Annotated in this window: 20 protein-coding genes and 1 pseudogene; 10 read left to right on the top strand and 11 right to left on the bottom strand. The window is 41.7% G+C overall.

Translation table 11 applies throughout. The features are described from left to right. The 4 genes and pseudogenes from H6H03_RS16235 to nrdJ form a co-directional block, all read left to right on the top strand. Positions 1–4,428: a tetratricopeptide repeat protein gene (locus H6H03_RS16235; protein WP_190956112.1), complete on the top strand. Its 4,428-nt coding sequence runs from the start codon at positions 1–3 to the stop codon at positions 4,426–4,428. A 168-nt stretch (positions 4,429–4,596) separates the two neighbouring features. After that, entirely contained in the window at positions 4,597–4,770 is a 174-nt protein-coding gene (locus H6H03_RS16230; protein ID WP_190956111.1) for a hypothetical protein, read from the top strand. A 291-nt stretch (positions 4,771–5,061) separates the two neighbouring features. Further along, complete coding sequence (locus H6H03_RS16225) at positions 5,062–7,515, top strand: LAGLIDADG family homing endonuclease (RefSeq protein WP_242057861.1); 2,454 nt, start codon at positions 5,062–5,064, stop codon at positions 7,513–7,515. Positions 7,516–7,796: 281 nt separating this feature from the next. Next, a pseudogene (gene nrdJ, locus H6H03_RS16220) lies at positions 7,797–8,870 on the top strand (ribonucleoside-triphosphate reductase, adenosylcobalamin-dependent); the annotation flags it as partial. Here the strand turns inward: nrdJ and H6H03_RS16215 are convergent. Further along, positions 8,852–9,016 carry a hypothetical protein gene (locus H6H03_RS16215; protein ID WP_190956110.1) on the bottom strand — a complete coding sequence of 55 codons (165 nt, stop codon included), beginning with the start codon at positions 9,014–9,016 and terminating at the stop codon, positions 8,852–8,854. The pseudogene nrdJ and the gene H6H03_RS16215 overlap by 19 nt on opposite strands. Before the next feature lie 84 nt (positions 9,017–9,100). Here H6H03_RS16215 and H6H03_RS16210 point away from each other — a divergent pair, with 84 nt between their 5' ends. From H6H03_RS16210 to H6H03_RS16200, 3 genes are all read left to right on the top strand, one after another. After that, positions 9,101–9,319, top strand: coding sequence for a hypothetical protein (locus H6H03_RS16210; protein WP_190956109.1), 219 nt, complete (start codon positions 9,101–9,103; stop codon positions 9,317–9,319). 126 nt (positions 9,320–9,445) lie between these two features. Continuing rightward, complete coding sequence (locus H6H03_RS16205; RefSeq protein WP_190956108.1) at positions 9,446–9,628, top strand: hypothetical protein; 183 nt, start codon at positions 9,446–9,448, stop codon at positions 9,626–9,628. Between the two features lie 19 nt (positions 9,629–9,647). Further along, positions 9,648–10,223, top strand: coding sequence for a TMEM175 family protein (locus H6H03_RS16200; RefSeq protein WP_190956107.1), 576 nt, complete (start codon positions 9,648–9,650; stop codon positions 10,221–10,223). Positions 10,224–10,574: 351 nt separating this feature from the next. Here the strand turns inward: H6H03_RS16200 and H6H03_RS16195 are convergent, their stop codons facing one another. The 4 genes from H6H03_RS16195 to H6H03_RS16180 form a co-directional block, all read right to left on the bottom strand. Then, on the bottom strand, positions 10,575–11,768 hold the full coding sequence (locus H6H03_RS16195) for an MFS transporter (protein WP_190956106.1): 1,194 nt from the start codon (positions 11,766–11,768) through the stop codon (positions 10,575–10,577). Positions 11,769–12,052: 284 nt separating this feature from the next. Next, a complete protein-coding gene (locus H6H03_RS16190; protein WP_190956105.1) occupies positions 12,053–12,787 on the bottom strand; it encodes a rubrerythrin family protein in 735 nt (244 codons plus the stop codon). A gap of 352 nt (positions 12,788–13,139) precedes the next feature. Beyond that, positions 13,140–14,450: an efflux RND transporter periplasmic adaptor subunit gene (locus H6H03_RS16185; protein ID WP_190956104.1), complete on the bottom strand. Its 1,311-nt coding sequence runs from the start codon at positions 14,448–14,450 to the stop codon at positions 13,140–13,142. Between the two features lie 276 nt (positions 14,451–14,726). Next, on the bottom strand, positions 14,727–15,734 hold the full coding sequence (locus tag H6H03_RS16180) for a LysR substrate-binding domain-containing protein (protein WP_190956103.1): 1,008 nt from the start codon (positions 15,732–15,734) through the stop codon (positions 14,727–14,729). 292 nt (positions 15,735–16,026) lie between these two features. Here H6H03_RS16180 and H6H03_RS16175 point away from each other — a divergent pair, with 292 nt between their 5' ends. The 3 genes from H6H03_RS16175 to H6H03_RS16165 all read left to right on the top strand — a co-directional run bounded on the left by H6H03_RS16175 (position 16,027) and on the right by H6H03_RS16165 (position 18,273). Further along, positions 16,027–16,725, top strand: coding sequence for a cadmium resistance transporter (locus H6H03_RS16175; protein ID WP_190956102.1), 699 nt, complete (start codon positions 16,027–16,029; stop codon positions 16,723–16,725). A 54-nt stretch (positions 16,726–16,779) separates the two neighbouring features. Then, positions 16,780–17,436, top strand: coding sequence for a hypothetical protein (locus tag H6H03_RS16170; protein WP_190956101.1), 657 nt, complete (start codon positions 16,780–16,782; stop codon positions 17,434–17,436). A gap of 408 nt (positions 17,437–17,844) precedes the next feature. Then, positions 17,845–18,273: a YidH family protein gene (locus H6H03_RS16165; protein WP_190956100.1), complete on the top strand. Its 429-nt coding sequence runs from the start codon at positions 17,845–17,847 to the stop codon at positions 18,271–18,273. Positions 18,274–18,356: 83 nt separating this feature from the next. Here the strand turns inward: H6H03_RS16165 and H6H03_RS16160 are convergent, their stop codons facing one another. From H6H03_RS16160 to H6H03_RS16135, 6 genes are all read right to left on the bottom strand, one after another. Then, the gene (locus H6H03_RS16160) at positions 18,357–19,079 is read right to left on the bottom strand and encodes a class I SAM-dependent methyltransferase (RefSeq protein WP_190956099.1); all 723 of its coding nucleotides are present in this window, start codon (positions 19,077–19,079) and stop codon (positions 18,357–18,359) included. A 230-nt stretch (positions 19,080–19,309) separates the two neighbouring features. Beyond that, positions 19,310–19,930: a hypothetical protein gene (locus H6H03_RS16155; protein ID WP_190956098.1), complete on the bottom strand. Its 621-nt coding sequence runs from the start codon at positions 19,928–19,930 to the stop codon at positions 19,310–19,312. Positions 19,931–20,058: 128 nt separating this feature from the next. Next, on the bottom strand, positions 20,059–20,775 hold the full coding sequence (locus tag H6H03_RS16150; RefSeq protein WP_190956097.1) for a pirin family protein: 717 nt from the start codon (positions 20,773–20,775) through the stop codon (positions 20,059–20,061). A 477-nt stretch (positions 20,776–21,252) separates the two neighbouring features. Then, positions 21,253–21,825 (bottom strand): DNA starvation/stationary phase protection protein Dps, encoded by a 573-nt coding sequence (gene dps, locus H6H03_RS16145; RefSeq protein WP_190956096.1) that lies wholly within the window; start codon positions 21,823–21,825, stop codon positions 21,253–21,255. A gap of 234 nt (positions 21,826–22,059) precedes the next feature. After that, on the bottom strand, positions 22,060–23,112 hold the full coding sequence (locus tag H6H03_RS16140) for an aldo/keto reductase (RefSeq protein ID WP_190956095.1): 1,053 nt from the start codon (positions 23,110–23,112) through the stop codon (positions 22,060–22,062). A gap of 271 nt (positions 23,113–23,383) precedes the next feature. Next, positions 23,384–24,586 carry a 3-dehydroquinate synthase gene (locus tag H6H03_RS16135; protein WP_190956094.1) on the bottom strand — a complete coding sequence of 401 codons (1,203 nt, stop codon included), beginning with the start codon at positions 24,584–24,586 and terminating at the stop codon, positions 23,384–23,386. Positions 24,587–24,742: the final 156 nt, after the last annotated feature.

Genomic DNA, 24,742 nt, shown 5'->3' with positions numbered 1-24,742 from the left:
GTGCAAACTATCCGCATTCAACTTCGGGAATGTACGCAGGAAACAGTTGAACTCAGGTATTGGCTACCTCAACAAAAGCACTATGAATCACGTCGTCTGAAATTGGCAGAAATCGCTGATTTCCTCAAGCAAAGTGAACGAGATTACTATAAACTGCTGCCCAATTTACCAGGAATCGGGAAGCAGTTATTTTTTTGGTTGGATGGAGATGGACGCTGGTTGAGTCGGGGAATTGCTAACTGTCGCGGTGAGGGGTTGGTAATTGCCATTGATACCGATAAAAAATTGGCACATTTACCTTGGGAAGTGCTGCATGATGGTGAGGATTTTTTGGTCAAGCGGGTTAATCCAGTGGTGTTACCTCTGCGCTGGATTGAGAAAGAAACGGAAGCGTTTTCTGTGGAAGCACGACAATTGCGAGTATTGTTTATGGCAACCGACCCGGAAGATGTGGAACCAAAGTTAGAGTTTGAACAGGAAGAGGCGAGAATTCTGGCTGATACGCGAGATTTTGCTGTAGATTTGCGGGTGGAAGAAAGCGGTTGCGTTAGCGAGTTGGGTAAGGTGTGGAGTCGCTATCTTGATGATTTTGATGTGTTTCATCTCACAGGACACGCCTCAATTAAAGATGAAGCACCTTACACCCCTTACTTTATCACTGAGACGGAAATTGGAGAACGCCACGAAACCACAGCCGCAGAACTGGCAGAAGTCTTTCGGTTTCGCTTTCCCAAGTTGGTGTTTTTATCTGGGTGTCGGACTGGACAAGCCGCAGATAAAGGGGCTGTCCCTTCAATGGCTGAGGCACTTATTGAACAAGGGGCGATCGCTGTTTTAAGTTGGGGGCGGCCTGTGGAAGATCGGACAGCTACAGCCGCAGCAGCGCACCTCTACGGGAAATTGGCAGCCGGATATCAATTAGCCCAAGCACTCGCTAGCACTTACCAGCAGTTGTTTAAACAGAATGTGCGTGACTGGCATTTGTTGCGGTTATATGTCCAGGGAGAATGTCCGGGTGCGTTGGTGGATGTGTTGGGAGATCTGCCACCCTCTGCGCCGGAACCTGCATACCAACAGTTTTTAGATCCCGATACCCAACTGGTGCGGGTGGCGAAACCCTCTGAGTTTGTTGGCAGACGGCGAAATTTGCAACGTTGTCTCAAAGCTATTCGCACTTCATTAGGGGTACTAATTCACGGACTGGGGGGTGTGGGTAAGAGTACTGTGACGGCGCGACTTCTGGAAAGGATGGTTGGCTATCACAGGCTGGTGAACTTTCGGCAACTGGATGAGGACAAACTGCTCAAAACCCTGGCTGAACAATGTACCTCGGAACGGGGGCATGAAATTCTCAATGGCAAGTTACCCTTGATGCAGCGCCTCACCAAGTTTTTCACTGAAGGACTGAATACCAAAGAACAGCGCTTTGCCTTTGTGCTGGATGACTTTGAGGCTAATTTGGAATTACGAAATGGGGTTTATGTCTTGCAACCACAAGTTGTAGATGTACTGCTGGCGTTGCTGAAGGCGATGCAAAATTCCCAACTTCCCCACAAGGTAATTATTACCTGTCGCTACAATTTCACATTGTCGGAACTGAATCATCGTCTGTACCGCGAACCTTTGGGTGCTTTGGGTGGGGCAGATTTAATTAAAAAGTATAATCGTCTGGATTCGTTTAATGGCAGTTGGCAATTTCAGCCAGATTTGCCCGAACGTGCCAAAAAAGCAGCAGATGGAAATCCTCGGCTGTTGGAATGGTTAGATAAGATTTTGCAAAATTCCCCGAAGTCGCCGGAAGCGGAGAGGGGAGTTGAGATGATTCTGCAAAAGATGGCAGATAAGGAAAAGGAATTTCGTGAGGATATTTTGGCACAGGAATTGCTGAAGCAGCAAACTCCAGCTTTGCGTCAAATGCTGGGGAAGTTGTTGGTGTATGAGTTACCTGTTCCTCTAGCTGCAATTTCCCCGATTTGTGAGGATATCTCAAGTTGGGAAAGTCATAAGCAACGCGCTGAAATTTTGGGTTTGTTGGAAGTTACGCTTACCAACAACACAGAGAGGTTGTATCGTGTTCCCCGGATTTTGTCACCGTTGCTAGAGTTTCCAGAAAACCCCAAGGGTGAAGAGTTGTATAAACAAGCTGCACAAATTTTGTATCGCCTGTGGTGGGAAGAGGAAACTGCTAAGGAAGCACAAGATTTAGAAATTCATCGCTTGGCGTTGCTGGGGAAGGATGAAGAAATTGCGGTGAAAATAGCTAGTTCATTGGCGGGACACTTGCAGAATCAAAGTCGATTTCGGGAAGCAATACATCTGTGCAAATCAACCTTAGAAATTACTAAAAACCATAGTGTTCTTAGAAAAATTGCTTATTGTGAACACCAAATGGGTGAGGTTGATGAAGCATTAAACTATTACCAACAAGCTTTAAATCTTTGTCCCGCAGAAGATCAACAAGAATTAGCATCAATTTATCATCATTTTGGGATGCTGAAAGCTGATAAAGGAGAAGTGGAGCAAGCGATCGCATTCTACAATCAGTCTTTGGAAATAAAAGAACGCATTAGTGATGTCAAAACCAAAGCGGCGACATTAAGCAATCTGGCAGATATCTACGCCAACAAAGGAGAAGTGGATGAAGCGATCGCACTCTACAATCAGTCTTTGGAAATAGAAGAACACATTGGCAATGTCCGAGGCAAAGCGGCGACTTTGCACCAACTGGCAGGTATCTACGCCAACAAAGGGAAAGTGAATGAAGCGATCACACTCTATAATCAGTCTTTGGAAATAAAAGAACGTATTGGAGATGTCCAAGGCAAAGCGGTGACGTTGAACAATCTGGGATATATCTACGCCAACAAAGGAGAAGTGGAGCAAGCGATCGCACTGTACAATCAGTCTTTGGAAATAAATGAACGCATTGGTAATGTCAAAACCAAAGCGACAACATTAAACAATCTGGCAGATATCTACACCAATAAAGGGGATGTAGAGCAAGCAATCGCATTGTACAATCAATCTCTGGAAATAAATGAACGCATTGGAAATGTCCAAGGCAAATCGGCAACGTTGCACCAACTGGCAGGTATCTACGCCAACAAAGGGGAAGTGAATGAAGCGATCGCACTTTGGAATCAGTCTTTGGAAATAAAAGAACGCATTGGAGATGTCCAAGGCAAAGCGGTGACATTGCACCAACTGGGATATATCTACGCCAACAAAGGGGATGTGGAGCAAGCAATTGCACTCTACAATCAGTCTTTGGAAATAAATGAACGCATTGGTAATGTCCAAACCAAAGCGGCAACGTTAAACAATCTGGGAATAATCTATGCCAATAGAGGGGAAGTGGAGCAAGCAATTGCACTCTACAATCAGTCTTTGGAAATAAATGAACGCATTGATAATCTTCAAGGCAAATCGGCAACGTTGCACCAACTGGGATATATCTACGCCAACAAAGGGGAAGTGGAGCAAGCGATCGCAATCTACAATCAGTCTTTGGAAATATTTGAACGTATTGGTAATGTGCAAGGCAAAGCGACGACGTTGAACAGCCTAGCAAGTATCTACGCCAACAAAGGGGATGTCGAGCAAGCAATCGCACTCTACAATCAGTCTTTAGAAATAACTGAATGCATTGGTGATGTCAAAACCAAAGCAGCGACGTTGCACCAACTGGGAATTATCTACACCAACAAAAAGGAAGTGGATGAAGCGATCGCACTCTACAATCAGTCTTTAGAAATAACTGAACGCATCGGTGATGTCCAAACCCAAGCGGCGACGTTAAACAATCTGGGAATAATCTACGCCAATAGAGGGGAAGTGGATGAAGCGATCGCACTCTACAATCAGTCTTTGGAGATAACTGAACGCATTGGTGATGTCAAAACCAAAGCGACAACGTTACACCAACTGGGAATGATCTACGCCAATAGAGGGCATGTGGATGAAGCGATCGCACTCTACAAGCAAGTCCTTGAAATTGATGAACGCATTGGAAATGTCCAAGGCAAAGCGGCAACGTTGCACGAACTGGCCGGTATGTACGCCAACAAAGGGCATGTGGATGAAGCGATCGCACTTTTCAATCAAGTAGTTGAAATTGATGAACGCATTGGAAATGTCCAAGGCAAAGCGGCGACGTTTCACCAACTGGCAATTCTCTACGCCAACAAAGGGGATGTGGATCAAGCGATCGCACTTTTCAATCAGTCTTTGGAAATAAATGAACGCATTGGTAATGTCCAAGGCAAAGCAATGACTCTGTGGTGGTTAGGAAATTTGGCAGAACAGCAGGGTGAATACACTAAAGCGATATCCTATTTGCAACCAGCTTTAGAGATTTTGCAGCGATTGAAGTCACCACACGCTGAAAGTGTAAGTGCAAGTCTTGATAGGGTAATGCGTAATTCGTAATTAATGAAAGATTTTTGTCTCATGCAGAGGCGCAAAGGCGCAAGAAGAAGGTATGAGTGTGATTTAGGTAAATGAAAACTGCTGTAATGAGTCTTGGATACTCATGAATGAGTTTTTGATATTCGCGCGAGAGTTTTTGATATTCGCGCGAGAGTCTTTGATATTCGCGTGAGAATCTTTGATATTTGCGCGAGAGTCTTTGATATTCGCGTGAGAATCTTTGATATTCGCGCGAGAGTCTTTGATATTCACGCGAGAATCTTTGATATTCGTCGGCGAGTCTTTGATATTGGCGCGAGAATCTTTGATATTCGTCGGCGAGTCTTTGATATTAGTGAATGAGTGTTGACAGCAATTCAGGTGAGAGAATCAGGATCTATGCCGAGCGATCGCAAGCTTTTATAATTAAAAGTCAGCTTCAAGATAGGGAGAAAATGTACTTGTAAAGTATTTGTGATAATTCAAACTTAGTAGGCAAACTCTACTTAGAAGTGGTGAATATTATATATCATGAAGTTCTGTTGCAATTAGTACGAACTAGCGCTAGCGTAAAGTGGACAATTTGACAATCTTTAATCCTGAATCTACTTGGCGTATAGTCATAATCTGTTCGCACGCAACAAGACTTGATTTATGGTTCAGAAGCTTGAAAGAAAACGCCAGAGCGGAGGGTTCCCAGAGACTGCCCCTGCTGCTAATCCTGTATTTTTTAGAACCTATAGCCGCCGTACTAAGGCAGGGTTGAGGGAAACATGGGATGAGGTATGCGATCGCACTTTACAAGGCTTAATCGAGTTGGGAAAACTCGCAAGAGAAGAAGTTGCCATATTAGATCGGATGCAGCGCAACCTCAAAGCCATGCCCAGTGGACGCTGGTTATGGGTTGGCGGTACCGACTGGATTAGGAAGCCAAAGAATTTTTCCGGGGCTTATAATTGCACTTCCACCAATCTAGAAGACTGGAGTGCTTTCGGATTAATGATGGATTTGGCAATGATGGGCTGTGGTACTGGAGCCGTATTAGAACCACAATATATTAACCAGTTGCCCCCCATCCGTAACCACTTGAACATCACTGTACAAGGTGAAATTGGTAGTACTGTAAAAATTCAGCGTCGTGAATATACACAAACACATATAGAAGGCAACAAGGTTACTATTTACGTTGGAGATAGCCGTGAAGGTTGGGTTGAATCATATCAAACCCTATTAGAACTCTCGACTAACGAACGTTTTTCGGGAGACGTTGAAGTATTAGTTGATATCAGCGATGTTCGCAAAGCAGGAGAAACTCTCAACGGCTTTGGAGGAGTTGCGAATCCTGTGAAATTACCCGGACTTTATCAGCGTTGTGCATCTATCCTGAATAAAGCTAAAGGGCGACAATTAACTTCAGTTGAATGTTGTCTATTAATTGATGAAGCTGCTGTGACAATTGTTGCAGGCAATATCCGGCGTTGTCTGCCTGAAGATGCTTTAGTACATACTGCTAAAGGTCTAGTTCCTATCCGTGATGTACAAGTAGGTGACTTGGTACAGACTCCTTTGGGATTCCGGCGAGTTGTTGATAAATTCGACCAAGGGTTTCAAGATGTCTATGAAATTGAAACTAATGCTACTTACCCCAGAGCAACTCTAAACCATAGACAAGCAGTGTTGGCAGATGCTAAGGGCAGCATTGTCTGGAAACATATTGCTAGTCTAGAGGCAGGCGATCGCTTACTGCACAACAAGCAAGTTCTACCTGGCACGGTTACCCATCTACCCCCCGATTTTACGGAATTTCGTCCTTGCCAAAGTCGCACAGCCAAATCTTTTGTTGTTCCAGAACTAACTGCGGAAATAGCTTGGCTCATTGGGTTTACCCACGGTGATGGTTATGTAGCTCTTGGTCGCAATAAACACGATAAACCCTATGGTCGTGTTGAGTGGTCAATGAACAGTCTCGATGCTGAAGTTACAACTAGAATCCAAGCCAAAATAGATGCTGCCTTAGCTTTATTTGGCTTGAGTGCTGTTCATTGCATTACCAAAGGTGAAAACACAGCCAAGTCCATCTGTTCATCAATTCGTCTAGCTGAGTATTTTTATCGTTACATCAAGCAGCCGAATGTTGCCCTAGCAGTTCCTAATTTTATTTTGCAGGGTTCAATAGATATCCGGGCTGCATATCTAGCAGGCTTAATGGATAGTGATGGCGCTGTTAATAACCACCCTCCTCACCTAATTACCTCAGTTTATCGATCGTTTATCAGACAAGTTAGTGTAGTTTTATCGAGCTTGGGTATTGCTGGGAGGCTTACTACAACTTATCCGCAAAATTCAAGTTGGCAACTCAAGTACAACTTGACAATTCCAGCACTGAAGGAGCGTTACAATGCCCTGATTGCGCCTCACTCAGCTAAAGGTGAACTACGTCAAGGGCTAAAGATGTATGGTTTTACCGTTCCTGGTGGAATTATGCGGGAAGCTTACACCTACAGCGAAATGCGCGAGATGGGGTTCCAAGGTTCCCGCATTGTAGATGCTAATTACGAACGCTACATTGCTGAGGCGGATATTTCCTTAGATATTCCCGTCACTGTTAAAGGATTGGGCAGTTACGATCATGTTCAGACTTATGATATAGAAGTCGATGAAGCTCATTGTTTCTACTGCGACGGCTATCTCACACATAACAGTGCAGGGATGCGTCAATTTAGTGCTGACGACAGCCTGGGAGCAACAGCCAAAGATAATTTATGGCAACAAGATGCAGAGGGTAACTGGCGAATCGATCCTGAGCGTGATGCTTTGAGAATGGCCAACCATACCAGAGTTTTTCACCGCAAGCCGACATTGGAAGAATGTATTAGTGCTGTTCGCAAACAATATTACAGTGGCGAAGGCGCGATTCAATGGGCTGGTGAAGCTGTAGCTAGAGCGAATATAGATTTATTGCCAACCCAAGCTTTAAAAGTTGATTTTTTGAATGCTTATAACCAAGGCACAGCAAAACAATGGTTGCAAGAACGCTATCCTCAACTCGATCCTAAAGAGCTAGAACATCGTTTGGCTCGCTATGGGCTAAATCCGTGTGGTAATTGATTTTGCCTCACGTTAAAAACCTCGCAAAAACGGGGAAAGCTGAGATGCTAATCCCGTGGTAATCAAAGGAAGTAAAAAGCCTTTGACACCGTACAGCGTAGAGAGTGAAACTAGATTACACCTAAAATAGGCATCTAGAATATAATCTCTCCAAGAGTGCGGGGGCAGATGTACAAAAGTACTTTTATTATCTAAAACATCTGCAAAATGTACGCGGAGCTACTGCAAATCATCAAGCAGTAGAACTAGAGGATAAAAAGCCTCTAGGATAACAAAGAAAGGAAATCATCGGCTCTAATTTTCACTGTAATTTGTCTGAGGTTCACCTCAATCAAATTGACCCATTTAACTATAAAGAACAAGAGGAGGCTTTCACTGCTGGGGCGTTATCTGTAGTAGCACTTTTAAATCACAAATTCCAAGAGCCACGCTATCAATACAGCCGTGAACTAGACCCAATTGTGGGAGTTTCTTTTACAGGTTTATTTGATTTCTTTGTTCATGCTTTTGGTGTTGATTGGCTACGCTGGTGGGAAGCAGGAAGACCTGCAACTCCACAAGGATTAGCTTTTAAGCATGAGGAAGAGAAATATTTAAGCTTTTGGAAAGATACTGTGCATAGAGTTGTTTGGGATTATTGCGATCGCCATAATCTCAAACGTCCAAATCGCTGCACTACAGTCCAACCTAGCGGTACTAAAGCTTTATTAACTAATGCTAGTTCTGGATGGCATCCTCCCAAAGCCCAACGATTTATCCGCCGCATTACCTTTGGAAAAAATGACCCTGTAGCTTTAGCGTGCATTGACTATGGTTACAATGTCATTCCCTCACAATCAGACAAAGATGAACACGGTAATTTACTCAACGATCCTTTCGATCCACGCGTCAGCGAATGGTTAGTAGAAATCCCCGTTGCTGTATCTTGGGCTGATTTACCTGGGGCTGATGAAATAGATGTTTCTAAGTTTTCTGTTTTAGCCCAATTTGATTTTGTCTTACAAGTTCAGCGCTGGTATGTTAGTCACAACACATCAGCAACTTTAGAACTTCGTTCTGATGAAGTCGAAAGCCTGGGACAGCGCATTTATGAAAGTATCCAAAATGATGAAGGATATATTTCCGCAGCGCTTTTAGCAAGATTTGACGATTTGCAATCCTTCCCACGTTTGCCGTTTGAACCAATAGATAAAGCAACTTGCGATCGCTTAATTCAAGAAGTCAAAGCACGGCGCAAAACAGATGATTTCTGTGCAGCGCTAAGCCGCTACGATTTAGGCGAAATGTCAGAAGCTGGCCCTAGTGGTTGTGACTCCGATAAGTGTATGTTTCCCGATCAGCAACCAAGTTCATAAGGGAAGTGGGGAGTAGGGAGATGGGGAGCAGGGGAGCAGGGGAGGCAGAGGGGATGGGGAGATAGGGAAGTGTGGGGAGTGTGGGGAGAAAGATTTCTTCCCCATCCTCCCACACCTCCGACACTTCTCAATGCCCCATGCCCCATCCCCAATGCCCCATCCCCAATGCCCTAACACGTTACGATTAATTAAAAAGTAACAATTTTTTACGGCAAAGCCAGGAGACTTTAATGTTCATTGATGAATTGTCACCTATATTCCGAGAACTTACCCAGCACCCAGTCTCGTTTCTCGGTGGATTATTTTCTGGTGTGCTTCGACTCAATCTTGCAGACGATCCCGTTAAAAGCTGGCTAGATCAACAGAAGCACTCAAATAGTTCCACTTCTAATACAACTGAGGCAAATAATGGCAAAGCCAGTGGCCCTCAGCGGATTTCTATTGACTAAATTCTTGATGAATCCCAAATCTAGTTCATCAATTTGATCGGCCGGCGCGTCTTACCCCATCTGTCACTCTCCCTTTGTGTCTTTACCTAAAGACAAATTAAGGACTGTATGGGGTGAGAAATATTGATGATTAATATTTTTGCTGAAGATATTAAGGATTATCGCGCAGACAATTTTCATCAACGGCGACTACTTGCTAGGGTAAACTACATAAGTCAGACAATTTTCGATTTTAGACTTTCCTGTGGAACGCTACGCGTAGCTTGCTTCCACGGACGGCTACGCTCAGTCGAGCGATTTTTGAAATAAATAGAAAAGGGATGCGTAAATGGGGAAGGGGAGGTTAGAAGCATTCAGTGATGGGGTGATTGCCATCATTATTACGATTATGGTATTAGAAATCAAAGTGCCTCATGGAACTGATTTAGCTGCACTGCGTCCGCTGATACCAATATTTCTTAGCTATGTGCTGAGTTTTATTTATCTTGGCATCTATTGGAACAACCATCATCACTTGTTACAGTCAATTCGTCATGTTAATGGACGTATTCTTTGGGCGAATCTGCATTTGCTGTTTTGGTTGTCGCTAATCCCCTTCGTCACTGGCTGGATGGGCGAGAATCAATTTGCCAGTATACCAGCTGCCCTTTATGGTACGGTTTTAATGTTAAATGCGATGGCTTACTTCATCCTCACCCGTACTTTAATTTCTCATCATGGTAGTGATTCTACTCTGGCGATCGCAGTCGGTAAAGATTTTAAAGGAAAAGTATCCGTGGTTATTTATGCTGTGGCAATTCCACTTGCGTTTCTAAATTCGTGGCTTGCTTGTGCATTATACACTCTGGTCGCAGTTATGTGGCTTATCCCCGACCGCCGCATTGAAAAAACTCTAACTTCTTAATACCAATTCTCTATAAACTTGCACTAAATAATTTAATCTTTCTTCTTGCTCTTTACTTGGCGTACTTCTCTACGAGACGCTTCTCTACGAGAGGCTTCGCCAACGCGAAGGCGGTAGCCTGCGGCAAGCCGCTGCGCGTCTACGTTTTAAAAATAAAGTGCATCTTCACGGAGAATTGGTATAACATCGCCCTGCAATACGATTGCATCGCCCTGCAATGCCATTGCATTGACATACAATACGATTGCATCGCCCTGCAATCAAATTCCGTAGACTTAGGATATATTGCAGCCTTAGATCATTTGTGAAAGCTTCGTGAGAGTGAAACGGTATAAAATGTGTAAATTCGTATTAGATACAAGTGCAATACCTAAACACAAAAAACATCAGAACTGCAAAACCCGCTGCTGCATAATACACACTAGTAATTCCACCAAAACCAAAGACATAGCCCATCAATAGCGGCCCTAATGTTTGCCCTAAACCAAAAAATGTGCCGTTGACTGATATGATTGTCGCCAAATATTCTTTTGGTGCTAAATCTGCTAACAATGTTTGGATACTAGGAAAACCAATACCAAGGCCAATACCAAAAATTATGCTGGGAATTAATAGTAACCAGAGATTGGGCACAAAAGGAATTATTAGCATAGCTAATCCATAGAAAATATAAGACGCACTAATTAAATTAGCAGGGCGAAATTTTCTGGTTAATTTGCCTAACTGGCTAGCTGCGATCGTAATTGATATTGAAACGCTAGAAAGTAACAACCCAATGACGGTAGGTGGTGCTTTGAAGATATCGTTAATTAGTTGTGGTAAATAGGTGACATAAGCACCATAAAGGAAAACAAAGTTGGCTGCACTGGCAATAAAAAGTCCGAATAATCTACGATTTTTGAGAACTTTTAGTGCATTTCTTAAATAGTCTTTGAAATTGCGATCGCCTTGTGGTTCTGGGTTCTTCAATCTAAACAATACAATCAATCCCAGAGGAATTGCTAATATCGGTAACATAAAAGGATAATACCAACCCATTGTCGCCAATGCACCACCAATTATTGGATAAGTTGCAGTGCCAACGCTGTTAATACTTGCACTGTAGCCCATTGCCTCAGTACGTCTATCTCCTGTATATAAATCACCGATTAAAGTGATACTCAAAGAAAGCAAAGGAGCAGCGCCAATTCCTTGTAGTAAACGCAAGTATAGCAGTAAATTAAAATCGCGAACAAAGGCGCAAGCTGTACCAGCAATGCCAAATAAAAACAATGCAGGAACGATAATTCTCTTTCTACCCCATCTATCAGCAAGGATGCCGATAACTGGCCCCAAAATCAAAGCTGGTAATGTAAATACTGTAATCAATAAACCCAAATCTTTGGGATTTATATTTAACTCTTGGACTAACTTTGGAAAAGCTGGAGTCACGCTGGAAACTCCGATAACAGCTATTAGAGAAACTGCACAAACTATGTGAAAATTTAGCTCTAGATAAACCGGCTTTCGGCGTTCAAATTGACCGTTATCTTTTGGTGAACTCATCAGATTCCCCTGTGTGTAAATTGAAGAAGGCAGAAGGCAGAAGGAACAAGTCAGAAAGGGATTGGTGACCCCTCCTGACTTGGAGCCACTGAACAACAGTTCAGTGGGGGTCTTAAACCCTTGTTCCCAAGGCGTCACGGGCACAGGGCAGGAACTATAATTCCCTTCTGCCTTCTGGCTCCTGCCCTCTGCCTTTCCCGATAAGAATTCAAGAGTCAGAAGAGGGAGAAATTCTGACTTGTGACTCTTGAGTGCGGAATTTTTAGCTGTAATTTATTGTCGGATTAAGCTGCAACTTTTTCCTCAAGTGGTTTAAAAGTTTTTTTGCTGGCACCACAAATAGGGCATTCCCAATCATCAGGAATTTCTTCAAAAGGTGTGCCAGGTGCAATTCCTGAATCAGGATCGCCAACTACAGGATCGTAAATCATACTGCATTGTCTACAAATCCATTTACGAGTTTGAGGATTTTCATCTACAACTCTATTTGCTGGTTGTCCTCCATTTAATACTTCTAAAGCTTCAGCGTAGCGATCTGCGTGGTAATTTTCGATGAATTTTAACAAGCCAAAACGGTGTGCGGCTTCTCGAAATGTGTTGGCATGGTCGGTGGATTCTTTAGCTTGTTTGAGGAATTCTTCAGCAGCAGAATTGTCGCGTTGGCTCTGCCCGCCGTAGGCATCGCGTTGAGCATCTGCGGCAAATTCTGGATACATTGTGGTATATTCATAAGTCTCGCCTTCAATTGCTAATGATAAGCAACGAGACACTATTTCCCGCTTTTGTTCATCAGTTAAATTCGCAGGATCTTCTACCACAAGTTCTGGATGCAGCAGTTCAAAATGTGCAAAAGCATGTTCGGTTTCTTGTTCTGCTGTTTCTTTAAAAAGCTTTGCTAAGTCTGTAAATCCAAGTTTACGTGCTACCTCAGCAAAAAACAAATACTTACGATTGGCCATCGACTCACCACCGAAGGCAGCTTCTAAGTTTTGAAGAGTAGTAAGGTTGGATAAATCCATAATTTAGGGATGCCTGCAAAGTAATGTTTAGTACGAAAACAGAAAATTTACAACCAAATAAATGAGCCGTTATTCGTATAAATTAGAACTGATTTATACAAACTTTTTCAGCCCAAATTGGGTAAAGTAGCACAAGTGTGCTATCCTACCTGGACAATTATAAGACTGAAAAGTTTTACAGCCTACAAATGAGCGACAAATAATTCTCAATTGAGAATTCTGGCTCTTAAATTCAAGTTGTTTAAAGTCTAAAAATTGCTAATCAGCGTATCCTATGGTGTCAGCGAAGAGAACGTGGAGACAAGGGTAATTGCAAAGAAACAGAAAACCCTCGTCTTCCCATTCTCTGATGCTAAAATTCTGGAGCGATCGCTACACCATCGGTAAGATTAAGCAGTCCTGAGATAATAATCTTATCTTCTGGCTGTAATCCTTCAATCACTTGATAATTACTACCTTTAATTTGACCAAGCTTCACTCGCTTTTGCCGAGCCACTTGCATCGATGCACCTTGGGGAGATTTTTGGGTTTCAACTACATAGACAAAAGTTTCTCCACCTACACGAGTCACTGCTGTTGTTGGAATTAAAATTCCAGGGCGCTCATTCCAAATGACTCTGGCCCTAGCCAATTGATTTGCACGTACCTGACCATTAGGATTATTAAAGAGTGCTTTAATTAGTATCCCTTGTGTTCGATCGCTGCCATTGGGTGCAATGAAAAATACTCTAGTTCTACCTAACTTCTGACCCTGTGTATTCATAATCTCCATCGGCATTCCCTCACGCAATAGAGGTTTTCGCTCTGGAGGCACAGAGACTTTAACTTCTAAAGGCCGATTTTGCAACAGGGTAACTAACGGTGTAGAAGTATTAACCAAATCACCTGCTTTCACTGAGATTTCGCCAACTGTACCAGCAAAGGGAGCAGTAATTTTCTGATACTGCGGTTGCTGTTTTACATTTACATTGGCTTGTTGTATAGATTTTTCAGCTTCTAAGATATTGGCTCGTTGGGCTTGAATCCTAGAATCAATTGCATTTAGACTAGTCTTGGCGGCAGCTAGCCTATTAGCGTACAAATTGCTAGCCTGTCGAGATACTGCACCTTGCTGAGCTAAGTTGAAATATTTTTCGTATTCCTGTTGGCTGAGTTGCACATTGGCAAGGTAAGACGGACGTTCCGCCTCTAAAGATTTGAGTGTAGCGCGGGCGTTTTCTAGTTGCCCTAAAAATGCTTCAGACGGAGCATTGATTCTATTGACTCCTTGTTGTTGCGGTCTAGAGTCTACTTGGATGATTGCTGCCCCTTGTGCTACTGAATCTCCAGGTTTGACAAGTATTTGGGAAACTTGACCCTGAATCGCTGGTTTGAGGCTAATTGAGCGCTGGGACTCCAGGCTAGCAATAAAATCTGAACTTTCCTCAATGATGCCACTTTGTACTGTGGATATTCTGACTCTTACCCCTTGAGGTTGAACATTAGCAGTTGAAGGTGCTGAATTTTTTGGAGTCAGCAAACGCCAAACTAGAGTTACTCCGCCTCCTACCAATAGTAGTGCAGCTAAAAATAACCAAAGCCACCGCCGTTTTTTTGGAGGTGGCTCAAATGAGGTTTGCGAAGAATTTTCTCCAAAATCAGTTTGAGGCTCTGGGGATGTCATGGCTGATAAGGAATTTAATGAACATAATAAATTACCACTCAATCAAGATTTTATCTATTGAAATTCCTGATTTGGCATGAGCTATTGCGGTAAATTATATATTTACCCATTTAAAATATACTGTTTTGATATTTGCATCTAAATCTACCTAAAGGTGAATGATATATTTTGAAAAATTGTTTATCGGTATGGGGTATGGGGAGATGAGGGGATGAGACGCGGGGACGCGGGGACGCGGAGAAAAACAAATGACCAATGACAAATGACTAATGACTATTAACTTTTAATTTTTCCTTTTTCTTTTTTTGTTGGTTGTTGGTGTGAACTATTTAAGATAGAAGATAACAACATTTGTTCAAAGGCTTTGGAAAGAGCAGTTTGGAAACGCTGACGGTGTTTGAGTTTGAAAAAAGGTCGAACTATTTCAGCATTGGCGTAGCCTGTCGTAGGCATCGCACTCTCTTTTTCTCTGTTATCAATAACTTTAATTGGCCGTAAAGTTCCAAGCTGAATTTCTTTTTTTACCATCAACTCAGAAATTCCAGTTGCACCTACGCCGTTTTCAATGGCTGCTTTTGCCATCTCACCACTGGCGAACACTAAAATTACATTCAGTTCGCTGAGGTTAATTCCCCAATTGAGCAAGGCTTCCTCAAATCTTTGCTGGGTTCCAGATTCCGGTACTCGCATCACCCAAGGCGTTTGAGTCAGTTGGGTTAACTCAATTTCTCCAAGCTCAAACCAAGGATGTTTTTCACCTACCACAATTTGCAAGCGATCGCTTCCCACAATTTCGTACTCTAGAGTATTTTGAAGTGCTGGCTTCACATCTCCTTCCACTAAACCCAAATCAAATTGTCCCATTGCTGTTCCTACACAAATGGTTTCAGCGTTGGCAAGGGTACAGTCAATTTGGATACCAGGATATCGGCTCTTAAACTCACTAATCTTGCTTGGTAGCCAATAATTACCGATTGTCAGACTTGAGCCTAATTTCAATTCACCCCGTTGCAGATTATTCAATTCTCGCAATCCCCTTTCAGTCAAGGAGACTTGATCGAGAATTTTTTGCGCCTCCACTTGCAGTAACTTACCAGCCTCGGCAATCTCGATATGACGACCAATTCGATGGAATAACTTGACTCCGTATTCTTGCTCTAAATTTTGGATCGCTGCACTGACCGCAGGTTGTGTAATATAAAGTTCTTCTGCTGCCCTAGTAAAGTGTAAGTGCTGCGCCACAGCCATAAATATTTTTAGCTGTTCAAGGGTCATTCCTGCCATTGATGGTACGTCCTAAAAGTTGGTGCCCAAGTTTTCATCACTTTCATTTATCATTTTGACAAAAAAAAGCATTTGATTCTATCGTTTAATTTGCCTAAAGTATAAATCAAAGCTTACTACGTAGTCATTGGTAATTGGTCATTCATCATTTGTAAATGGAATGATGCCCCATGACGGCAGTTGCTACCCTGCGGGTTCTCCGAAGGAGTACAAGCCGGGAAACCCGTCCAACGCACTGCCTCCCCAATGCTACATACCCAATTAGCAAGCATCAAAATAAGGACTTTCACAAATGAGCGGTTTAGTCACTGCAATTACCACAGGAATTACAGCCTTCAGTGCCACAAATATTGACGATATTGTGATTTTGACGTTGCTTTTTTCACAAATAAATAAAAGCTTCCGCAGCCGTCACATTATTGCTGGTCAATATCTCGGTTTTGCGGCACTGATCGCTGCTAGTCTTCCAGGTTTTTTAGGTGGGCTAATTATACCGCAGTCATGGATTAGGCTACTTGGTTTTATGCCAATTATTATTGGTATGAGTAGTTTACTAAAACGCGAAGAAGATTCACCAGAGGAAGTGTCAGAAGAAACTGAGCGTTCTTATCCCTCTGTAATTGCCAGCTTTTTATCTCCGCAAACATGTAATGTAGCTGCGATCGCCTTTGCTAACGGTAGTGACAATATCAGTGTTTACGTACCTCTATTTGCCAATTCAGAATTAGAAAGTCTGTTGGTGATTGTGAGCGTATTCTTTTCTCTAGTGGGTGTCTGGTGTTATGCCGCTTATAAGTTTACTTACTTACCTGCGATCGCTCAATTTTTAACTGATAATGGCAATACTTTTGTCCCTTGTATCTTGATTGGATTGGGTGTGTTTATCGTCTCGGAAAATGTTACTTGGACTCTGTTATCTGTAGTTTCTAGTTATTTATTTTCCTTCATTTTGAGCCGAACTCAGAATTCGGGAGTCAGAATTCAAGAGTGAATCATAATTCTAACTTCTCTTTAAAATAAATTAAATATCAACAGGAGTTCAATCATGAAAATCTGGAAATCTCTGCTAATTGTTTTGATGATTTTTCTTAATCTCGCCTTTGCCCAACCTTCTTTTGCTGATAGACCAAAATTTAGCAAAAACCCTGATTATGTAGAGGTTACCAAAGCACTTAAGCAACTCACTCAGGCAAAAAAAGCCAAAACTCAAATCGCAGGTGTGACACCAGAAGAAATTCAAAAGAAAATCGATGAGCTAGAATTCCAAAAATATGCTTTAGAGACGGGAATTAACTGGGGTCAATGCGAGAACCAAACAGGTAATACTATTGCAGTCTACGGCAAAGCAGCAAATGAGGAAGAAGATGATGATGCTGCATACGAGAATGGTCTGTATTTTCTAGCTGATGGCCAGTCAACTCAAAATAATTGGGATTGTGATGGATTCTATTTGCCAAATGATGCTCAACTTGCAGCCTTAACTCCAAACGGAGAAATTCAAGAATTTACAGAACCAGTAGCTATCAAAATACCTGATGGCAGCAAGTTAACGATTAAAACCAATCCAGAGAATGCTGCAATTGAAATCAACATTCCTAATGCTGAAATTGTCAAAGCTAATGAAGTCAATTGGTTTATTCCGAATGTATCACAGGCTTTAATAGATACACGAGTTCCCAATGCCCCTATTGAGAAGTCTTAAATCAGCGAATAGTAGACAGTTACTAGTGAACGCTAGTTACTGGAATCTGTTTCTCAACGAAATGTTTTGAAATTTAACAGGTTCACAGCCAAAATCAGAGACAAAACAGGACAAGGACTGGTAAAAAATCTCTCTGGTGTTGGCTGTTTTCTATAGGTAATTACTACTTAGGTTTAACGAAAATCGTGGTTTTGGTATTGCGTAGGGGAGACATCGCTCTTAACTGCACGCTACTTGAGAAGAATACTAAATTTTAGTTAAAATAAACTTAGCAAAAAAATGTACAATCACAATAAATATATTTCATTAGCACAATTAGCGCGTTGGATGCAAATAATCTGGAAGGAAATTTGCTACTACTTTCGCGTTTTTTGGAGAGGTACTTCTTTCGGAATAAAGGTATTATTGATGCAGCTAAAATCGAAATCCACAGAAGAAGTTAAAGAGCAAAAGAAACCAGGACGATTAAATCCGTCTCGCATACGAGACCACTTAGCAAATGAGCGTACATACCTGGCTTGGATGCGGACAGGGATTGCTCTTTTGGGTTTTGGTGTGGTCATCGTGCGTCTACGTGCTTTCCAAATACCTTTAGTACCCCGTCCTGGTAACGGCTGGAAGTTAGGTTTAGTCTTCTCGCTGGTAGGTTTGATTACAGTGTGGCTGTCAACGGGACACTATTTTGCAGTCCGTCGTGATATCGAAGAAGATACTTATGAACCAACAGACCGCTGGGTGTTGCTGTTTAGTTTGGCTATAATGATTCTCGGCGCTGGAGTCATCTATTTTGTGTTTACAACTTCTTTAGATCCAACGAGTCCAGTTATTGCTGAATGATTATCATTAGTCATTAGTCATTAGTCATTTGTCATTTAGATAGTGACTCATGACTTCTGAATTCTGACTCCTGAATTCTTCTTTTAAAAACGCACTTTGTATAACTCGAATAATTCACCTGATTTTTGAGTTATGACTTTACCACCAGCAGCTTTAATCGTTTTTTCCCATTCAGCGAGAGGTTCTAAAAATACCTCAGCACCGAGATAAGTTTCCAGAACTGCCCAATCTTCTGCTAAAGGCTGTTGGGGGTTGAGGATGTCAAATACAAAATGTCCGCCTGGTTTTAAAACTCGTTTAACTTCTGTCAGGACAATTTTCCAGTATTCAAGTGGAAAATAGCAGCTAAATCCTGTGGCGATCGCTAAATCAAATTGACCTGGTGAATAGTTTAAATCGTGAGCTGCTCCTAATTCAACACCTTTGAATAGCTTGGAATTCAACTGCGGCCCGCGAGAATTGAGAATATCTCGCGCCACGTTACTGATTTCTTGCCCATAAAAAAATGCTTGCCAATCTCGCCAAGGATAAATTAACAAGCTGACACCGCAGCCGATATCTAGACAGTGCTGGTTCTTTTGCGGTTTGGCAACTTCCCAAAAAGGAGAAGCAATTCTCCCGGAAAAATTACCGCTAGCCCACTCTCGGAAGATTGGCATTGCTTGGACTTCTGCTGGGAGTTCAACAGCTTGACCTTGGTATTCTCGGTTGAAGCGGTAGGCTATTTGTGTTAATCTTTCTTGCCAGTTGGTTGATTTGTGGGTGGCGAAGAGATTTTGTAACTGCGAATCGGGCTTTTTGGACATGAGATTTTTGCTACTCTTTCTAAGGATTGTATTCAAATTCCCTTTGGGTTCGCACGCCAATCCAATCACCTGCGGGAGTTTGTCCGACTTCGTAGCTGTAGCCAACATCTCAAAAACTGACACTGTAATAAGTGCGATGCTGCAAATACTGGTTCATGAATTGGCTGAGTTTACGGCTATTGTAGCGACTATCAGCATATTTAACTGTTCAAATAATTATTTTGACTGATTTAGGAAGATGCTCGTAGCAAAGCAGATTGAAATGGTTGCAACAGAATACCCAGAATTTTATCAACATCATTGATATAGTATTCAACTATGTCAATATATGCTGTTACCCCTTCCAACATTAAAAACCGCCAATTGGTTCCACTAGTGACAGCTCCATAGATTCTCGTAATTTCTTGTTGAGTATTTTTATTAAATAATTGGGCGGCTAGCATAGTGGCGATACATTGCCCTAAGCCATTTTTAAGATTTTCATTCTTTGCTTCAACAATTGTAAGCACAGGCGCTTTAATGTAAAACTGTTCTTCCGAACCACAGAGAATGAAATCACAAAATCCATTCAATCCTTGACTAGCATCTACATAAAAATCTGTTCCAGAAAACAGAGAAATTTGATAATTTAACTGCCGTCTAACTTCCGTTAGAACTGGCATAATTAGTAATTCAGAACGGGCTTTTTCAGTGTTGATAGCAGTTGCTAGTTGAGTATATTCTTCTAAGAGTGTTCTCAAGATAGTGGAAGGTTGAATAGGCGACACATCTTTGAACAAATTGCGCTTTTCATCAATTATAAGTTGAAAAGTTTCTCGAACTTTGGCAAGTGTGAAATCACTGTATGCCATCTGCAACATCCTCAACTATTCACAACTAAACTCTAGCGCCTGCGTGGACAATTTGATTACTATCTCCAATGATTGTAGGGTAGCACAGCTGTGCTACCCTACAGTGGTCTATTCAATTACTGAGCCTATTACGCCAAATCAAAAAGCAAGATTTCGCCGCCAATATTAGTGCTAATTTCTAACCGATCTTCACCGTTGATTTGTACGCCATCGCCTGCTCTGAGTTCTTCACCGTTTAAGGTGACTATACCTTGGGCTACTTGTAACCAAGCATAGCGATCGCTTTTGACTTGATAATTAACAACATCACCTTGTTCTAAAACAGATGTGTATAGGTCAACATCTTGGTGAATTGTTACAGCACCATCACGGCCATCTTTAGCAGCAATTAAGCGTAATTTGCCGCGCTTTTCTTCGATGGGAAAAGCTTTTTGTTCGTATCTTGGTGTCAACCCTTGTTCGTCAGGAATAATCCAGATTTGTAGCAAGTGTAGTGGTTCGGTTGGCGAAGGATTAAATTCGCTGTGGCTGATTCCAGTACCAGCACTCATAATTTGGGCATCACCGGGACGAATTACTGAGCCTGTACCCAAGCTGTCTTTATGTTCCACAGCACCTTCTAAGACGTAGGTGAGAATTTCCATATCTCGATGACCGTGGGTAGGAAATCCAGCACCAGGGGCGATGCGGTCATCATTGATTACTCGCAGAGAACGAAATCCCATACGGTTGGGATCGTAAAAACTACCAAAGGAAAATGTGTGATAACTATCCAGCCAGCCTATTTGAGCGTGACCCCGTGCATTGCGATCGTGGATTAGATGAGTGATTGTATTTTTAGACATAGATTTCCCTTGTTGTTAATTGTTTTTAGGTAATAATTCAGAACTTAGAATTCAGAATTAATAAGGGTTGGATAACAAAAATTGTTTATAACTTTTATTTATTCAACCTCAATTTCAACTATTTAAATAGTAAAGTATATACATATAAAATGAAAAGTACGCACTTAAAAGTGCGATACTTACCAAAAATATACTATGGAATTTTGGAGCGGTATCTAATTAAATATGATGCTTTGATTGGTGTTGCTGATTTAATCTATGAAAACGATTCTATATGATATCAAAATCTTTGTAGAGACGTTGCAATGCAACGTCTCTACATCTGGATTTTCAAAGGTAGTTAGAGAGGCTATTGTTAATTCAGAATTCTGACTCCTGAATTCTGAATTCTCCTGTATACAAATAATATGGTGCGTTAGGCTCAAGGCGTAACGCACCCTACTACTTAAGATTTACTATTCCCTAACTTAAAAGCGCTTACTTGACGCTAGCTACTGCTTTTTGACTTTTAGTAGCACCTGCGCTGCCATTTTCTCCCTTGATTTCTGCTACTTGTAGATGAGCTTCTAAGAACCACAGACGTTTGTCAATGGTGCGGGAAATTTCAGTGTAAAGGTCAGCGGTGTCTGCATCACCTAATTCATCGGTTTTAGCGATCGCTTCTCTGATATGTTTAGCGAAAGGTGCAAAACGATCTGCTAAAGCTGTTACATGGTCTTTACCATCCAAAATATCAAATGGATATTCTGGCAGAATGGAATTACTGGCAGCAGCACGGGCTGTTCCTACAGCATATCCACCCAAAGCGGTGACGCGTTCTGCAACCATATCAACGTATTCTTCTAATTCACCAGCAATCTCATCAAATAGTTCATGTAGCTGGTAGAAATCGGTGCCTTTAACATTCCAATGCGCTTGCTTTACCTGGGTTTTCAAATCTAAACTAGCTGCCAGGGTTTTGTTGAGAATAACTACAATTTGCACTCGTGCTTCAGCAGGAATGTCAATGCGTGTGGGGTACAAACGTGATGAGAGGGTGTTGTCGCTCATGGTTTTACTTAATGCCTTTTACAGTTAACTTTACAGATTTTAGTTGGTAAAGCGAAACTCTCTGACGATAGATTGAATTAAAGCCTGAATGTGTTATTGTTTGTGATTGATACAATTTTGATGGAAAATTTATTTTCGTTCAATGCTTAGTGTAAATATATTGGTCATTAGTCATTAGTAAATAATAAAACACTCATCAATGAACAAGTAACAAATGACTAATGACTAATCACATTAGATGCGATGGTTGTCTATGGCATTAAATGTACCACCAAAAAGGCGATCGCGAATCCCATCAGTCTGCAAAAATTCATGGGGAAAACCCAAATCAATTTGACTTACTTCATTTAGACGCTGCAAATGTTCTGGGGAAAGAGTCACATCCAAAGAAGCTAAGTTATCTTGAAACTGAGTTAATTTACGTGCGCCAACAATGGGAATTATTACCCCACTTTGAGCGCGTAACCAAGCTAATGCTACCTGTGATGGTGTGTGTCCAATTTCTGCTGCAACTTGACTTACAACTTCCGCGATCGCTAAACTTTTTTCTGAAATAATTCCTAAGGCTGGATTTGCTAACCGTCCTGGTTCGCTACTTTCTTGAGGCGGTTTATTATACTTACCTGTCAGCACACCACCACCTAAAGGTGACCACGGTGTGACTGCTAAATCGAAAGCTTTAGCCATCGGTAATAAATCGCGTTCTGGTGTCCGCTGGATTAAACTATACTCAATTTGCAGAGCGACAAATTGCGTCCATCCTTGATATTGAGCGATGGTATTTGCTTGGGAAACAATCCAAGCGGGTGCATCAGAAATACCGATGTAAAGTACTTTACCTTGGCGGACTACATCATCAAGCGATCGCAACACTTCTTCAATGGGCGTGGTAAAATCCCAAGCGTGCAACCAAAATAAGTCAATATAGTCAGTATTCAACCGCTTCAGGCTACCTTCTAAAGACTGGATTAAGTTCTTGCGATGATTCCCGCTACCATTGGGGTCGCCCTTGTGTTCGTTCATCCGCAAGGGAAAGGAATATTTCGTTGCAACTACAAAGCGTTCCCGGTCTTTGGCAATTAATTCACCGACAATTTTCTCACTGCTACCATCGGTGTAACCATTGGCGGTGTCAATAAAATTGCCTCCTGCTTCCACAAAAGCATCAAAGACTCTAGCGCTTTCGTCTTTGGAAGCACCCCAACCCCAATCTTCACCGAAGGTCATGGTTCCTAAGCAGAGTTCAGAAACTCTTAATCCGCTTTTGCCCAAGAGTTTGTATCTCATAAATATTTTCTCATTAATGAAAAAACTATGCGAATACTATTCCAAAGGCATGATAACTGGAAATTAAGCTGTCGCGCATCTAACGGAGCATATCTTTATTGTGTTGATGGTTGACCGTTGGCTGTCAGAAATTTAAATGTAGGATGTGTTGTCGCGTAACGCACCAATGTAAAAGAGACGTTGCAATGCAACGTCTCTACATTTGAACGGCGAAAAATTAGGTTATTATCTCCAAGAGATTGATAAGAAAAATGGGGATTGTTATAGATAATTAACGCAATAGTTCCCAATCTTGCAGCAAGGAAATAGCATCTTTATAGAAAGATAAATCTACTTCGTTAACTTCTATCCCTTGACCGATTCCTTCTAGAAGGGTGATTGTTAATTTTCCTCCTAAATGTTCGCGGAACTCTGTAAGACCCCTAAATATACAGTTAGGATGGTCTGGGCGATCTAGTTGCTCTGTGAGTGCCGATACATACAATGTAAAGCCTAATTTCTTAAGTGTAACTAAAACTCTTTGCCACTCAGATTTTAAAAGTCGCCCTGTTAAATATGAATAGGTTGTATCCAAAGCAATGCCGATCGCCACAGCTTCACCGTGACGTAAACTGTAATTAGTTAAATGTTCTAGCTTGTGAGCTGCCCAATGTCCAAAATCTAATGGACGTGATGAACCCATTTCAAAAGGGTCACCGCCACCAGCAATATGTTCTAAGTGTAACTGCGAACAACGATAGATTAGCTTTTCCATAATCTCCATATCTCGATTAGCTAATCTATCGGCATAAGTCATAATAAAATTAAAGAAATCTGCATCTTTAATTAGCGCGACTTTTACCGCTTCTGCAATACCCGATCGCCAATCGCGATCGTCAAGGCTAGTAATAAAATCAAAGTCATTCAATACAGCATAAGGTGGCATGAATGTGCCAAGAAAATTTTTCTTGCCAAAGGCATTAATTCCATTCTTGACTCCAACACCCGAATCATTTTGTCCTAATACTGTTGTCGGCACCCGTAGCAGCCTAATTCCTCGGTGAGCCGTCGCTGCGGCGTATCCTGCCATGTCTAGTACGGCTCCACCTCCAATTGCTATCACGTAGGAATGACGACATAATCCAACTGCATCAATTCGTTGATGAATTTGCTCTATAAATGTAGAATCATTCTTGACTGCTTCTCCACCCGGAACGATTATTGGTTCGCCAGTCAAGGTAAGCACATCTGCATAATGCTCGGCGTAATGTGCTAATTTTTTTAGCAATCCATTTTGGTAATTTAAAACTCCTCCATCTACCACTACTAACACTCGTTTTGGAGTTATCTCCCCATTTCCTGCAATCACTTGTGCCAATAAAGAATTATCTAATTCAAACAAACCTCTGGTAAAATGAACATCATACTTGAAGGTTACTTGAACACATTGATTAATGGGTTGTAGGTTGAGAGCAGTCTTTTGTTTAATAGCCATATCCGAATATTATTAACTATTAATTAATTGTAGATATATGCACTAACTGAACTTAGATTAGTGGCAATTTCAACAATACAAATAAATTTGCACTTCAAAATTACAATTAACTACTAGATAACCAGAGCTAGTAATTCATTGTCTTACAACAGTATT

The organism is Nostoc paludosum FACHB-159 (assembly GCF_014698835.1).
GTDB classification, from domain to species: domain Bacteria; phylum Cyanobacteriota; class Cyanobacteriia; order Cyanobacteriales; family Nostocaceae; genus Nostoc; species Nostoc paludosum.
The sequence above is the reverse complement of the archived record's forward strand: the minus strand, read 5'-3'. Positions and strand labels throughout refer to the sequence as shown.

Coding starts and splice junctions, on each gene's coding strand:
- H6H03_RS16225 (WP_242057861.1), top strand. CDS start 5,062: ATGGTTCAGAAGCTTGAAAGAAAACGCCAGAGCGGAGGGTTCCCAGAG.
- H6H03_RS16215 (WP_190956110.1), bottom strand. CDS start 9,016: ATGGGGCATGGGGCATTGAGAAGTGTCGGAGGTGTGGGAGGATGGGGA.
- H6H03_RS16210 (WP_190956109.1), top strand. CDS start 9,101: ATGTTCATTGATGAATTGTCACCTATATTCCGAGAACTTACCCAGCAC.
- H6H03_RS16205 (WP_190956108.1), top strand. CDS start 9,446: ATGATTAATATTTTTGCTGAAGATATTAAGGATTATCGCGCAGACAAT.
- H6H03_RS16200 (WP_190956107.1), top strand. CDS start 9,648: ATGGGGAAGGGGAGGTTAGAAGCATTCAGTGATGGGGTGATTGCCATC.
- H6H03_RS16195 (WP_190956106.1), bottom strand. CDS start 11,768: ATGAGTTCACCAAAAGATAACGGTCAATTTGAACGCCGAAAGCCGGTT.
- H6H03_RS16190 (WP_190956105.1), bottom strand. CDS start 12,787: ATGGATTTATCCAACCTTACTACTCTTCAAAACTTAGAAGCTGCCTTC.
- H6H03_RS16185 (WP_190956104.1), bottom strand. CDS start 14,450: ATGACATCCCCAGAGCCTCAAACTGATTTTGGAGAAAATTCTTCGCAA.
- H6H03_RS16180 (WP_190956103.1), bottom strand. CDS start 15,734: ATGGCAGGAATGACCCTTGAACAGCTAAAAATATTTATGGCTGTGGCG.
- H6H03_RS16175 (WP_190956102.1), top strand. CDS start 16,027: ATGAGCGGTTTAGTCACTGCAATTACCACAGGAATTACAGCCTTCAGT.
- H6H03_RS16170 (WP_190956101.1), top strand. CDS start 16,780: ATGAAAATCTGGAAATCTCTGCTAATTGTTTTGATGATTTTTCTTAAT.
- H6H03_RS16165 (WP_190956100.1), top strand. CDS start 17,845: ATGCAGCTAAAATCGAAATCCACAGAAGAAGTTAAAGAGCAAAAGAAA.
- H6H03_RS16160 (WP_190956099.1), bottom strand. CDS start 19,079: ATGTCCAAAAAGCCCGATTCGCAGTTACAAAATCTCTTCGCCACCCAC.
- H6H03_RS16155 (WP_190956098.1), bottom strand. CDS start 19,930: ATGGCATACAGTGATTTCACACTTGCCAAAGTTCGAGAAACTTTTCAA.
- H6H03_RS16150 (WP_190956097.1), bottom strand. CDS start 20,775: ATGTCTAAAAATACAATCACTCATCTAATCCACGATCGCAATGCACGG.
- dps (WP_190956096.1), bottom strand. CDS start 21,825: ATGAGCGACAACACCCTCTCATCACGTTTGTACCCCACACGCATTGAC.
- H6H03_RS16140 (WP_190956095.1), bottom strand. CDS start 23,112: ATGAGATACAAACTCTTGGGCAAAAGCGGATTAAGAGTTTCTGAACTC.
- H6H03_RS16135 (WP_190956094.1), bottom strand. CDS start 24,586: ATGGCTATTAAACAAAAGACTGCTCTCAACCTACAACCCATTAATCAA.